General features: G+C 46.2%; 9 protein-coding genes and 1 pseudogene. 5 read left to right on the forward strand and 5 right to left on the reverse strand.

All coding sequences use genetic code 11. From position 1 onward, the window contains the following. Positions 1–20: 20 nt before the first annotated feature. Positions 21–3158, forward strand: coding sequence for an S-layer homology domain-containing protein (locus ACFTRD_RS20825; RefSeq protein ID WP_379383330.1), 3138 nt, complete (start codon positions 21–23; stop codon positions 3156–3158). A 482-nt stretch (positions 3159–3640) separates the two neighbouring features. On the opposite strand, the gene ACFTRD_RS20830 is transcribed toward ACFTRD_RS20825, so the two are convergent. Both ACFTRD_RS20830 and ACFTRD_RS20835 read right to left on the reverse strand, forming a co-directional pair. Next, complete coding sequence (locus tag ACFTRD_RS20830; RefSeq protein ID WP_379383332.1) at positions 3641–4402, reverse strand: SDR family oxidoreductase; 762 nt, start codon at positions 4400–4402, stop codon at positions 3641–3643. 16 nt (positions 4403–4418) lie between these two features. Next, positions 4419–4802: a MerR family transcriptional regulator gene (locus ACFTRD_RS20835; protein WP_379383334.1), complete on the reverse strand. Its 384-nt coding sequence runs from the start codon at positions 4800–4802 to the stop codon at positions 4419–4421. Positions 4803–5043: 241 nt separating this feature from the next. Here ACFTRD_RS20835 and ACFTRD_RS20840 point away from each other — a divergent pair, with 241 nt between their 5' ends. Next, the gene (locus tag ACFTRD_RS20840) at positions 5044–6183 is read left to right on the forward strand and encodes a 5-methyltetrahydropteroyltriglutamate--homocysteine S-methyltransferase (RefSeq protein WP_379383336.1); all 1140 of its coding nucleotides are present in this window, start codon (positions 5044–5046) and stop codon (positions 6181–6183) included. Positions 6184–6545: 362 nt separating this feature from the next. On the opposite strand, the gene ACFTRD_RS20845 is transcribed toward ACFTRD_RS20840, so the two are convergent. Next, positions 6546–7397 carry a hypothetical protein gene (locus tag ACFTRD_RS20845; protein ID WP_379383338.1) on the reverse strand — a complete coding sequence of 284 codons (852 nt, stop codon included), beginning with the start codon at positions 7395–7397 and terminating at the stop codon, positions 6546–6548. A gap of 146 nt (positions 7398–7543) precedes the next feature. Next, positions 7544–9012 (reverse strand): annotated as a pseudogene (locus tag ACFTRD_RS20850) (hypothetical protein). Between the two features lie 224 nt (positions 9013–9236). On the opposite strand from ACFTRD_RS20850, the gene ACFTRD_RS20855 reads away from it, so the two are divergent. Both ACFTRD_RS20855 and ACFTRD_RS20860 read left to right on the forward strand, forming a co-directional pair. Further along, positions 9237–9686, forward strand: coding sequence for an RrF2 family transcriptional regulator (locus ACFTRD_RS20855; protein WP_379383340.1), 450 nt, complete (start codon positions 9237–9239; stop codon positions 9684–9686). Between the two features lie 114 nt (positions 9687–9800). Next, entirely contained in the window at positions 9801–10445 is a 645-nt protein-coding gene (locus ACFTRD_RS20860; protein ID WP_379383342.1) for a nitroreductase family protein, read from the forward strand. Between the two features lie 214 nt (positions 10446–10659). Here ACFTRD_RS20860 and ACFTRD_RS20865 read toward each other — a convergent pair whose 3' ends face one another. Beyond that, positions 10660–11751, reverse strand: a complete 1092-nt coding sequence (locus tag ACFTRD_RS20865; protein ID WP_379383344.1) for a GntR family transcriptional regulator — start codon at positions 11749–11751, stop codon at positions 10660–10662. Positions 11752–12145: 394 nt separating this feature from the next. Here ACFTRD_RS20865 and ACFTRD_RS20870 point away from each other — a divergent pair, with 394 nt between their 5' ends. Then, positions 12146–13762 (forward strand): xylulokinase, encoded by a 1617-nt coding sequence (locus ACFTRD_RS20870; RefSeq protein ID WP_379383346.1) that lies wholly within the window; start codon positions 12146–12148, stop codon positions 13760–13762. Positions 13763–13764: the final 2 nt, after the last annotated feature.

Genomic DNA, 13764 nt, shown 5'->3' on the forward strand with positions numbered 1-13764 from the left:
CGTTAGCAGGTAAACAATATATGAAATTAAAAAATCGAAGAATGCTATCTGCTCTATTGGCAATCGTTATGGTATTGACGATGCTGCCTTTTTATCCGTCAGAAGTAAAAGCTGCGGCAACACCAACACTTGATCTTGGTGATCCTATTAGTGTAACCGAAACAACCTATCAGCTATCAAATGCTACATTTGGAAGCACGGGTGTCGTGAATGCAGCGGGTGGATACTTTACCGTGGAGGTAAATAATGGTTCCATTGCTGTTGTAACTCCTCCGAGTGGTATTACCGAGTTGACTAATGGCATATCAATCAGTGGCATTGTTACTGACCAATCTACACCTGCAAATAGAGTATTCAACTTTTCAAGTGAGACTACTTATGAAGAAATTCAAGCTGTTATTCAAGATATGACATTTACACAAGCTGCAGGGAAAACCCAAAGAGTCACAGTAAATGTAACCCCAGGGGTACCATTGTCCGACGGGAAAACATCGGTTCGTACCTACAATGGACGCCATTTTGTATATGTGCAAAGATTGAGCACCATGACTTTTAAAGATGCTGTGACGATTGCAACGAACATTAACGGACATCTTGTAGAGCCAGCACCAGCTAATCCTGGAGAAATGTTTGCGATTGCCAGTATGTTTAAAGAATTTAAAAACCCCTATTTGGGAAACTGGAACTTTTTATCCTTTATAGGCGCCACTAAAACTTACACACCTGATTGGAACACTTCTATTGGTGCCGTGACAAGGTATGTATCAACGGGTTGGCAAACAGGTCTGGAGTCAACGACTAATTATGTGTCTAATGGAGCTTACGACCATCTTACACTTCTGCTAGACACCAGTAATAATAAAGTAGGTTACTTAGGCGTAAATAATACACACGGCGGCAGCAGCGCATGGAAAGATCCGGGGGTTATTGTCGAGTATAATTCCGGTGTTATTACTAACATCACTGCCACCAAAGATATCGGGCTTCCGTCGATGGGCGGTATTGTAGCGATCAGCGGTGTTGCCCAGGTTGGTCAGACGTTGATTGCAGACTTATCGGGGATCACTTACACGCCTGATACGTCGGACAACGTGCCGACTTACCAATGGTACCGAAACGGAGTCGCCATCACCAATGCGACAGGTTCAAGCTACACGTTGACCGCTGACGACTTGGGCACAGCCATCACGGTGATGGTCACCGCCGACGGTACGCATGCGTCAGGTAGTGTTACGAGCGCAGCAACGGGGGCAGTAGCTGCAGCGGACGAAGTAGTGACTCCGGCAGCACCGGTAGAAGTTAGCAAAACATCAACGAGCATTACGTTGCAAGCCGTAACGGGTCAGGAATACAGCATAGACGGCGGCGTGACGTGGCAGGATAGCCCGACGTTCGGCGGATTGACGCCGGATACGGACTATACGATTGTAACTCGTGTGAAAGCGACAGAGACGCAGCCGGCGTCTGCTATTAGTACAGGAACATCCATTCGTACAGCGACTAAGTACGCAGATTTGGACGGTTTGACGCTGTCGAGCGGCACGTTAAGCCCGGCGTTTTCGACAGACATGACAAACTATGCGACAAGCGTGTCGAACGGTGTGAGTGACACGACAGTAACGGCTACAGTATATGATTCTGATTATGCTACAGTGACGGCGAGCGTGTACGATAGCGAAGGCGCATTGGTAAAAGGTCCGATTACGTTGACGAGTGGCGTCGTTTCCGAATCGCTGCCGCTTAGCGTAGGCATCAACAAGATCAAGGTGGTTGTGACGGCGCAGGACGGCACGACGCAAACGTACATCATAACGGTTACGCGTGCCCCTCGTGATGACTCCGGCACGCCCGGAAGCCAGACACCAACACCTGCACCAACAACGTCTTCACCAACAACACCAGCACCTGCTCCGGCTTCAGGCGTGAAAACAACCGTAAACAATGAAGAGGGCAGCTTTGCTACGGGCAGAACGGCAAACAACGTTACAACCGTTGAGATTGATCAAGATAAACTATCGGATTATCTTTCCAAAGGCAACGGACAGCAATTGAATGTACGTGTGCCTGGCGACGGTGAAGTCAAGGTTGTGGGTCTGACCGCAGCAACACTGAAGCAGTTGTCCGATACCGGCTCCACGCTGAACATCGAGAACCTGCTTGCTATTTATCCGGTTCCAAGTAAACAACTGGATCTGGGTTCGATCACCAAACAATGGAACGGCACGCCGCTTGGCGAAATTGCAGTCGATATGGATATCAAGAGATCGTCTGACGCATTGAAAGACGCAGCAAAGGATCAGGCGACTAAAGGCGGCTACGATCTGCTGGTTAACCCGGTCGATCTATCGATCAACTTCACGTACAAAGGCCAATCTGTTAAACCGGATCAACTGACGGGCTACGCGCCTCGCTATATCGCATTGCCTGAAGGCATTGATCCGAACAAAATTACGACTGGCGTCATTGTTAATCCGGACGGTACCGTGTTCCATGTGCCGACAGTTGTAACGAAAATCAACAACCGTTACTTTGCACTGATCAACGACCTGCGCAGCCAGGGCAGCTACTCAGTCATCTGGAATCCGCAAAATTTTGATGATGTGAAGAGTCACTGGGCACAGGCGAGTGTCAACAATATTGCAGCCAGACTGCAGCTTGCAGGCACAGGCAATAATACCTTCTCCCCGAATCGCAGTATCGACCGTTCGGAATTTGCCACGATTGTGGCAAGCGGACTTGGCTTAATGCGCCAGGGTGTAACCGGCACGTCGTTTAGCGACGTAGCACCGTCGAGTTGGTACCACGATGCCGTAGCGATAACCAGCGAATTTGACATTATCAAAGGCTTTGCAGACGGTGGTTTCCACGGCAGCGAATGGATTACAAGAGAGCAAGGCATTGCCATGATCGCCCGTTCTCTTCATCTCGTTCAGTCCCAAAAGGCACTGAGCGAAGTGGAAATCAATCAGATTCTGGCTTCTTACAGCGATACGGACAAAGTCTCCGGATATGCCCGGGAGTCCGCAGCTCAATTGATTAAGGCTGGCATCCTGGAAGGGACCGGTGGACAGCAGTTGAACCCGAAAGCGGCGATGACGCGCGCGGAAACAGCTGTTATGATTGAAAGACTGTTGAAAGTTACAAAATTGATCGACTAGTATTCCCGATTAGGAGGGGGCTGACAGCCCCCTCCTTTTTGCGTCTCACAATACTGGCTGTTACTTCCCTTTTTCTTCCTAATTGATTTCGGGGATATTTGCCAAGCTCCGTACAAACACGGTTTTATTCCGTGTGTACGCCATCGTCTTGGCTTTGTATTTAGGCTTGCTGCTGGCTATCATCTGTTTTTCCGCTTACTGGTTTACGCAGCACTTCAGCAACTCCCAAGAAAACGCCAAACTAAACCAGCAGTTAAGGATGGAGTTTCACAGATGCATTGCAACACGTTAGATGAGGTTAAACGAAAAATTAAAGCATATATTAAAAAGGATGACCCCTGTAGAGTACAGAGACCACCTTCTTCAAGCCATGTAGGTCTTTTTTTAGAAATGTCCTTTATATAGGGTACAGTTTATATTTGGAGTGGCCTTTATGTTACTATCCAGCGCTGATCAATAGGAGCACGTGGCTCGTATGCGAGTTATTCAATTAGACTTTTCGTTGCGTTATACATCTGTGAGGCGTACTCGTCAACTTCATCTCGGGACATGCGTAAGCGAGCGACAGAAGTACCATACCCGATTTCCTGGTGACCTTCTTCCAATCCTTTGAAGATTCCATCTGCGAAGGCATCCAATGGTTCTCCTTGTGTATGCAACCCTGCCCCACCCAGATCTGTACTTACTGCCGGAGGAGCAACTTCAATGACCTCTACAGACGTATCCGAGAGCTGGTGTCTCAGGCTGATTGTAAAGGAGTGAAGGGCCGCCTTGGTTGCTGAATAGATCGGAGCAATCGCAAACGGCGTGAAGGCCAACCCTGAAGTGACGTTAATAATCGTCGCCTCTTCTTTGGTTGCAAGATAAGGAGCGAACAACATGGATAGATGAAATGGAGCTTCAATATTCGTTGTAATTTCTTTATTGAAATAACTCCAATCGTTCTTCGCATCCGTTGTCAGCATATTAAAACGTTGTTGGATACCGGCATTGTTGACTAACACATTCACTTCCGGATAGTTCGCGGTTACCCAATCAAACAATGCAGCACGCTCGGATTCCATATTCAGATCATTCACATACGTAATAAGTCCAGGATGTGTTTCTTTCGCATGTTGAAGTACATCTGCTCGTCGTCCCGTAACAATAACGGTATTTCCGGCTTTTAAGAAGCGCTCGGCAAATGCTAATCCGATTCCAGAGCTTCCTCCCGTAATGAGTATTGTATTCCCTGAAAGTTTCATTATATGATCTCTCCTTTTAGTCCTCGTCTTGGTTTCTTTCCTGTATCTGATGGGTGTAACGTGTGATTTTATAATCTATTCCCTTTAGGGATTCCTGCATGATCGAAATCTCATCCAGCACCGCCTGCTTGTGTTTTTGCATCATTTCAAGCCTGGCATCGAGCGTACGATTGCCTTCTACGATCCAATCTATATATCGCTTAATTTGACTAATGGGCATATGCGTGTTTTTTAAACAAACAAGGGTTTCCAATAGCGCCATCTGGTTTTCTGAAAATAACCGCCTCCCAGCATCATCCCGTTCGATTAAAGGCAGAAGCCCTTTTTTTTCATAATAACGTAATGTTGAGTCTGGAATATTCAATTGGGCTGAAGCTTCGCTAATAGAAAAATACTTCATGTTGGAGACCTCCAAATGGGTGCTAACTCTGTCGACAGGAATAGCATACGACTTAAACTATGGTTTAAGTCAACAAGGTAAATAAAATTTGTCCTTATGGATATGTAATTAGCTTACGGGTAAAGGAAATGGAACTCAGCTATAGCTTATAACTATAGCCTGCTATAGTTCATTCATAGAACTTAAATCCGATCGGATATGTTATGTTTAGTTTTATTATGATATACGGGGAGATTAACATATGAGCATCCAAACCGAACCTAAACAGCGGACCGTCACTCCATTTCGATATGATATCGTAGGCAGCTTCTTGCGCCCAAGTACGTTGAAAGAGGCCAGATTGAAATACCAAAACGGCGAAATTACTTCGGACCAACTACAGGAAGTAGAAAACGCCGAAATCATTAAGCTTGTGCAAAAACAAAAGGAAGTTGGCCTTCAAGCTGTAACTGACGGTGAATTCCGTCGCTCCTGGTGGCACCTGGACTTTTTCTGGGGATTCGACGGTGTGGATCGGACTATCATCGATCAAGGATACCAGTTTAATGGTGCCAAATCCAGACCTGAAACAGCAAGTCTGACCGGAAAAATCAGTTACAGCAACCATCCGTTTGTTTCTCACTATGCGTTTCTAAAAGGCATTGCAGGCGATGACGTCGTAGCGCGTCAATCTATCCCTGCTGCGGCACAGTTCCTGTTCGAACTGGACCGGGAGGAAAACAAAGAGAGCACGCAAGCCATTTACCCGAACCGCCAAGAGCTTCTCGCAGACATTGCCAAAGCATACAAAGAGGCAATCCTGGCCTTGTACGATGCGGGCTGCCGCAGCGTGCAAATTGATGATTGCACGTGGGGAGCACTTTGTGACCAACAGTTCATTACAGTGATGGAGCAGATCGGCGTGAATGTGGCAGACTATGCGAACGAACTTGCAAAATTGAATGAAGAAGTTGTATCTGGTCTGCCGGAGGATCTCGTTGTAACAACACATGTATGTCGTGGCAATTACGTTTCGACATATGCCGGTGTTGGTGGAGGCTATGAGCCGATCGCGCAAACGCTCCTGAACATTGATAACTATTCCGGTTTCTATCTGGAATATGATACGGATCGGGCAGGCGATTTCAAACCACTTCGTTTCCTGAAGGAAAATCAACAAGTCGTGCTGGGTCTGTTTTCTTCCAAATTCGGTGAGCTTGAGAGCAGAGAAGACATTCTGAAACGTATCGAAGAAGCAAAGCAGTATGTCGATCTGGACAGGATTTGCCTGAGCCCGCAGTGCGGATTCGCTTCCACGGAAGAAGGCAACCATCTGACAGAAGAGCAGCAATGGCGCAAACTTGCTTTCATTAAAGAAATTGCTGAAGAGCTCTGGAAATAATCCATAAGTTAAAAGCACATGATTAACCGAGAATAGCCGTACGGACCAGAGATCCGTACGGCTATTCTCATTCCTGCCTTTCGTAAACATGGGTATGCAAGTGCAATTGTAGCAGAGTTAAGTTGTATCCTCAAATCAGAGGGTTAAGATCCGATGCTATATGCTGATTTGAAGAACCTTGATGCGAATAAGGTTTATCAAAATATAGGTTTTGTTGAAAGGGGTCAAGTGGCTGACATTAAATTCAAATAGGAAAAAAGGTTTAGAGCATGACATCACTGAGAACTAATCTTGGGTTGTATAACGTTATTGTCTTGATTCTCAGTGGCATGCTGATCAGACATTTTGGTAAATTATTTCCATTATCGTATGGATTTCGGGCTTGCCAAAGTTCGCATAAACGCTTCTATATTATCCGCTAGTAATCCTCCTAATCCGTCATGGGCAATGATGTCTTTGATATTTTTGACAAACTCAGACAAGCTGGTAGTAGAGGCTTTTTCGAATCTATTTTCCCCATCGATATTCCCAATCGGTTTGGCTACGTCCTCTTTGTATTCCTTCAACCAATCCTGCTGAGTCGATACATTCTTGGCAAAGCTTTGCAGGATGCTGTTCCAGTCTTTCCCGTTCACAATTGCATCCTGGAGCTTGTCCAGCGTTTTCGGTTCAAATTTCTTCATCATATAAGTTAGATCGACATAATCATCTGGAGCCCCGACCGGTCTCTGAGGAGGAATCTCGTAATGGATTTCTTTCGTCTCAGGGTCTACGGTTCTGGTTGTAGAGATGGCGGCGATTTGACGAATCGTATTCATGAATTCCGTCGCTTTATCCCCTTTCATATAGTTGTCCGCGATATACTTTGCTTGAGTGAGACCCAATTCCAGCAATGCTGATCTGTCCTCTTCCCCGGTTACGTTAGTAATGAAATTGGATTGAATGATGCCATAGACAGCTTCCTTCACCTCAGAGGGTTGATCTGTAAGTAGACGATTCAATGAATCATTGATTTGAACGGTTCCAAAATATGTAGCGGCATGATTTACAATATCGGAGGCTGCTAACTGTCTGGAAGCCGGACTGATCTCCACTGTGTCGTTGTTATGTGACAGTTCGGGTATCGTGCCTGTGACCAAGGCGGGCTTATCCGCGCGTTGTTTCGATTGAATGTAGGTATTGAGGTCAAACTGAGTCGTACTTTGAACCTTCATAATTACACACCCCTATTCGTTTAATGTATTCCAAATATTCTCTTCTCATCATAGTATCGGAATAATCTTCCATATTTTTAATATGATTGGACAAAAAAAGCAACAGGCATGCTGAGGAATGGCCCATTGCTTTTTCTCGCTATGTTTTAACCTCCGTAAATACTGTAGGCAAAGTGATACACAATATCCGTATCATTTGCACTTGGACGACTCGTTACTTTCGCCAGCACACCACAAATATCATAGTAGTGAGTGAAGCTTATGGCTCCCGGCAAGTATTGACTTATGCTCCCGGTGGAAGGAGGAAGAGATAACGTAGCAGTGAATTGGCCGCTGCTGTTTGTCATCACCTTGGCGCTCCGATATCTGTTGTTGCTGCCTTCGGACCAATAATCATTCTCCCAAATGACTTCGACTTCCGCATTGGCTACCGCATAGTTATCTGAAGTCGCGGCAACGCCAGTCACCGTAAAACTGGTTCCCGTTATCCGATAGTAGCGACCATAGGCATATGTGGGGTAGTCATTCGGACCGCCATTGGAATTATAACCTGTGATCACGACTTTACTGCTCTTAATACGGGCTGAAGATGTAATGAGTAGTTGTTATCTGAATAATTACTTGTTGTATACACCCGCAAATAATATGTGCCCGTGCCTAGAGACACATTGCCGTTGGTGGAGGGCATTAATGCCATCCGATTGTTGCTTAATGCACCATACAATTCCGCCTTATAGCCATTACCTACAGAGGCTTGATCCAGATCGATACGCATGGCGTCGTAATTTCTGCTCTCAGGAACCGTGATCTTATACCAATCCTGATCGACCTCCGAATTAATGGAGCGGCTTGAAAGAGTAGAGCCACCAGTTGCAACTGTGAAAGGATAAGCATGAAGCGCATTCTCATCCGTCTCGTACGAATCATAGGTTGAGCTAGTTGAGACGGTTAGCGTGAATGGTTCATTGATGCTGCCTCCAACTGCGCCGTAGGCTTCAATTAAGTAGGCTTTGGAACTGGCGGTGCTATTTTTCGTACCGACATTTTCAGACAAGGTTCTTGATCCATTTCCGTAGTTATTCAGATACGTGCCATAAATTGAATAATCAATGGGATTGGGGTTCAAATCACCAGTGGACATGTCAAATTCGTAGAGATATAGATCGTAATCTAGCTGCGCCGAAGCAGGATTATCCATTTGTACTTGCAGTATGCTCCCCGGTTGTACATAGATAGGGTATAAAAAACTGGACGTACCTTGTTGTTGGATGTAGCCCGTGTATGTATTAGTCTCTGCTGTGGCTGTAGCGATAATCGATTGTGGAGACGAAATGAGTCCCTTTTGTAATTCTGAAGACGCTGTAGCTGATTCCAAATTTACAGATGTCTTTACCCGGTGCTCCTTCAGTTTGGATGAATCCAACTCAGAAGCATCCTTGGTAAGTTCGGATATAATTTCCCCACTAGGCTGCAGTACCTGTTCTGCGACATGGGCATCAGGGTGAACTCCCGATTCGGCCATGTCATCATCTGCAAACGCTTGAAAGCCGAAGGCAAAACTGAGAAATAGATTTACTACGACAACCATAGAAAGCGTCTTTTTCAAGTTCGAAATCCTCTCTCGAATATAATAAAATTTTGCTGAAATTGTATAATATACCAGTTATGACGGTTTGTTAAGTGGTTATTATATGATGTTTTGAAGTTTCTTTGAACAAAATAGCTATATTACTTGCCTACTGTGCCAGGATTAGAGGATATGATTGATGCCATGTTGAACGGGAGTTGGGGGTTTGCTATAATTCACACAGGACGCAACGAAGAAGGGAGCCCTGTACGATGAAAAAGGCCAAACATACCTGTCCCTCCAATAGCAAGGCATTCGGCTTGGCATTGCAGGCCCTTGTGTTCATGTCTGATAGTCCTAACCGCTATCCAAGTAACAATATCGCCGATCATTTATGCTCAGAAGCAACATTGATTCGCCGAATATTGGCGAAACTCGCTCAGGAGAACATTCTGGAGGTTCGTGAAGGACGCGATGGAGGTTATTGCATGAAGCAGCCGCCGGAATCCGTGACACTGGCCGATATATATATGTCGCTTCAGACCGAGGCATCGCTGTGCGAAGGAATGCTTGAATCCACAGGAGATCACCCATTTGGCATGCAGATGCATGATATGTTCAATGATATTACGGAGGAAATTAATCATAGCGTTTTGGAAATCCTGCGAAAATACACCATTGCCGACATGGCCAACAGAATGAGTCCGATCATGGAGAATTGACAACATACCCATCCACATATATACTGTGCTTATATTAGCACAGTTAAGTGGTGTATTTTTTTATCTTTAACTGTGTCAAATATTACACAGTATAAATATGGGAGGCAAAATGGGATGGAGAGCGTAAAACAAGAGCAAAGCTTTATGGAAGTGGTAAAGGAAAGACGTTCTGTACGGCATTATGATCCTGCATTCAACATTTCAGAGGAGGAATTGAAAGATATTCTGACTGAAGCAGCTCTTGCTCCGTCTGGCGCAAATATGCAGCCATGGAAATTCATTGTCTTTAATGATCAGGCTCTGAAAGAACAATTGCTTCCCATCGCGAACAACCAGCAGCAGGTGGTAGATGCCTCGGCCGTTATTGCGGTGCTGGGTGATTTGGAGTATATCAAACAGGTGGATTCCGTTTACGACGCTTCTGTAGAAGCTGGTTATATGACTAAGGAAGTTAAGGATTCGTTGGTTACCAACATGAAGGGAATGCTGGGAAGCATGGATCCTCAATATATCAAGGACGGCGTAATATTTGACTGTGGTCTAATATCGATGCAGTTCATGCTCGCCGCCAAAGCGCGTGGTTATGATACAGTTCCAATGGCTGGTTACGATAAAAATAAATTTATTGAAGCGTTCGATATTCCCGATCGTTATGTTCCAACCATTCTCATTTCCATCGGCAAAGCTTCGCAACCGGGACATCCGACTACTCGACTGCCAATTGATGAGTTGACGTTCTGGAATGGTATCAAAAAATAACGGAGGCCTCTCCATTGGGGGAGACACTTCTTATAAGCTAGTTCCCGCTCTAGCTAAAAAGAATGACTAAAGCAAAACATCTTAGGCTGCCATTACGGCAGCCTTTTCGTATATCAGCAAGAACATGGCGACCACGGACAAAGGGCGGGTGGTTGAGGCTGTGATTCCCCCTTGTATACCGCAATCCCCATCAACCAAAATCTCAGTCCTAATACTATTCCAATTCAATTTCTTTTACTGTCTCTCCCTCAACCAGCACGGGCTGGTAATAGGTGTTGGTGGGCAGATCCTTTTTGCCTTGCAGTTTCTTGATGACCCAATCTGCAGCGTCGCGGCCCATTTGCTCTTGCGGATGGGTTAACGTCGTGAGTTTGATATTGGCGTTCTTGGCCATGTATGAGTTGTCCTGGCCGATAATGGATAGCTCGTCCGGAATGGAAATCCCCAGCTTTCTACAGGCATGTACGACCTCCAGCCCCACCTCATCGTTGTAACAGACAAGGGAGGTCAGCGCATCCCTGTTTTCGACCAGGAACACCTCCACATTGGTAGACAGGTCCGGCTTCGATGCCGTATCGAACGAAAGCACCTGCTCGGGGTGGAAACGTAATTTAGCTTCCCCCAGCGCCTTGATGTATCCCTTCATCCGGTACTTCCCTTGTAAATCATCCATTTTCGAAATAATGCCGATCTGGGAATGTCCTTTGGCGATCAGTTCCCGGGTGGCGAGATAGCTGGACTGCACGTCATCCAGACAGAAGAAAGGCACCTCCAGCTCTTCATAAAAGGCATTGATCATCGTAAACGGCACGTCCTGCTCCTTAAACGACAGGTAGTACGCAATGTTGGGATTGTACAGATTGCTTTTGGTCGGTTCGACGATCAAGCCATCCACACCGTAAGACAGCATCATCTCAAGTGCCTTTTTCTCTTGCGCAACGTCATTATTGGTGCTGGCTAACAGCAATGAATAATTGTCTTCATTCAACCGGCCCTCAATACCGCGGATGATGGAGGGGAAGATGTAATCAGAGATATACGTCGTAATGACGCCGATGGTTTTTTTCATCGTGTTCCCGCCGGTTCTGGATCGATACAGATTGCTTACATAGGTGCCTGAACCTTTTTCACTTCTCAAAAATCCTTCATTTGATAGCTCCAGAATGGCCTTACGAACCGTCTGGCGGCTCACGTTGTAGCTGTCCTGCAATGCGGACTCGGTAGGGATTTGTTCGCCCACGCTATAGGTTCCCGATAGAATATTGCTTTTGATATCGTCAATGATGACCTGATACTTTGGCTTCACGCAGTCCACTTCTTTCATCGTTACTTATCTATATCAATAGGGTTGTATACATAGTTGTACGTACATATCTTAGCATGCTTCGAATCGAATGGCTATGTAACAGCATTTTTTACGAAATAAACCGTACAAATTCAGTCACAAACTAGAAATGTGTACTCTACAACGTAGCCTGTTGAGCACAGGTCTTCGATTCTTAAGTCGTTATATGGTAACCAATGTAGGTATAACTATTATATATTATTGACAAATGTACGTACAAAAAATATACTAAGGCTGTCAGAAAAGGAAAGCGCATTCTTTTCAATGAACCGAAATACGAATTCATTTTAATCATCATAAGCCCATTATATTTATAACTTTTACCTACTGTGATCAGAGAGGGGATTACGTGATCATGAGTCATGTGGATATGAAAGAAGCGATTACCAAGGGAGCCACTTCACTAGGAATCGAATTTGGATCGACACGGATCAAGGCGGTATTGATCGACGAACGTTATGAGACCATCGCATCCGGAAGTTATGAATGGGAGAATCTTCTGAAAGACGGATATTGGACGTATAACCAGGAGGACATCATCACAGGTATGCAGACCGCATATCGCGAGATGAAACAAGACGTGGAACGGAAATACGGAATTACGCTGCAAAAGGTAGGCTCCATCGGATTCTCTGCCATGATGCATGGATATATCGCATTGGATAGCGCAGGAGAACTGCTGGTCCCGTTCCGGACATGGCGTAACGCGACCACTGGCGCGGCTGCAAGAGAACTGACGGACCTTCTGCAGTTCAATATCCCGGAACGCTGGAGCATCGCCCACTTGTACCAAGCGATTTTGAACGAAGAGGCCCATGTGCCTCGTATCGATCACCTGACAACCTTGGCTGGTTACATACACTGGCTGCTGACAGGCAATAAAGCCATCGGTATCGGAGACGCTTCGGGTATTTTCCCAATTGACGAGTCTACGCATAATTATCACCCGACCATGATTAATCAGTTCGATGAACGGATCGCGGGCAAAGGTTATCCGTGGAAGGTCGAGGACCTTCTTCCCAAGGTGTATCTCGCAGGTGAGAACGCTGGTGAGTTAACCGAAGCGGGAGCCAAGCTACTTGATCCTGCGGGCGATTTACAGGCGGGCATTCCGCTCTGTCCGCCAGAAGGTGATGCCGGAACAGGCATGGTAGCAACGAATAGCGTGAGGAAGCGTACGGGCAATATCTCCGTCGGCACGTCCGTGTTCGCGATGATTGTCTTGGAGAAGGAACTATCCAAAGTGTATCCCGAGATCGATATGGTTACGACACCGGATGGCAGTCCGGTTGGCATGGTTCATGCCAACAACTGCTCCAGTGATATCAACGCCTGGCTTGGATTGTTCCGTGAATTTTCTGAGGCCATGGGTTATGAAGTAGATACCGGCAAATTGTTTAGCGTGATGTTCAATAAGGCTTTGGAAGCCGACCCGGATGGCGGCGGTTTGCTGAGCTACGGTTATTACTCGGGTGAGAACATTACGGGCATCGACAAAGGCCGTCCATTGTTCGTCCGCTCACCGGAAAGCAACTTTAATCTGGCGAATTTCATGCGAACGCATCTGTTTACCGCATTCGGTGCGCTGAAGATCGGCATGGAGATTTTGACGAAGAACGAGCATGTGGCGATTGACAGCATTTTGGCTCATGGCGGTCTGTTCAAGACCCCTGTCGTCGGACAACGGATTGTAGCCGCGGCGATGAACGTGCCCGTGTCAGTGATGTCTACAGCGGGTGAAGGCGGCGCATGGGGTATGGCGCTTCTGGCTTCGTACATGATCAACAAGGATCAGCAGGAGAGCCTGGATGTGTTCCTGGAACAGAAGGTCTTCAAAGATGTCGAGGGTGAGGAAGTTGCACCGGACGCATCGGATGTCAAAGGGTTTGAAACATTTATCGAACGTTATCGGAAGGGCCTCGCGATTGAGCAGGCGGCGGTAGATCATCTGGTAGAGAACGGGAGGGACTAACA

The organism is Paenibacillus sp. NPDC056933, from assembly GCF_042674385.1.
Classification (GTDB): domain Bacteria; phylum Bacillota; class Bacilli; order Paenibacillales; family Paenibacillaceae; genus Paenibacillus.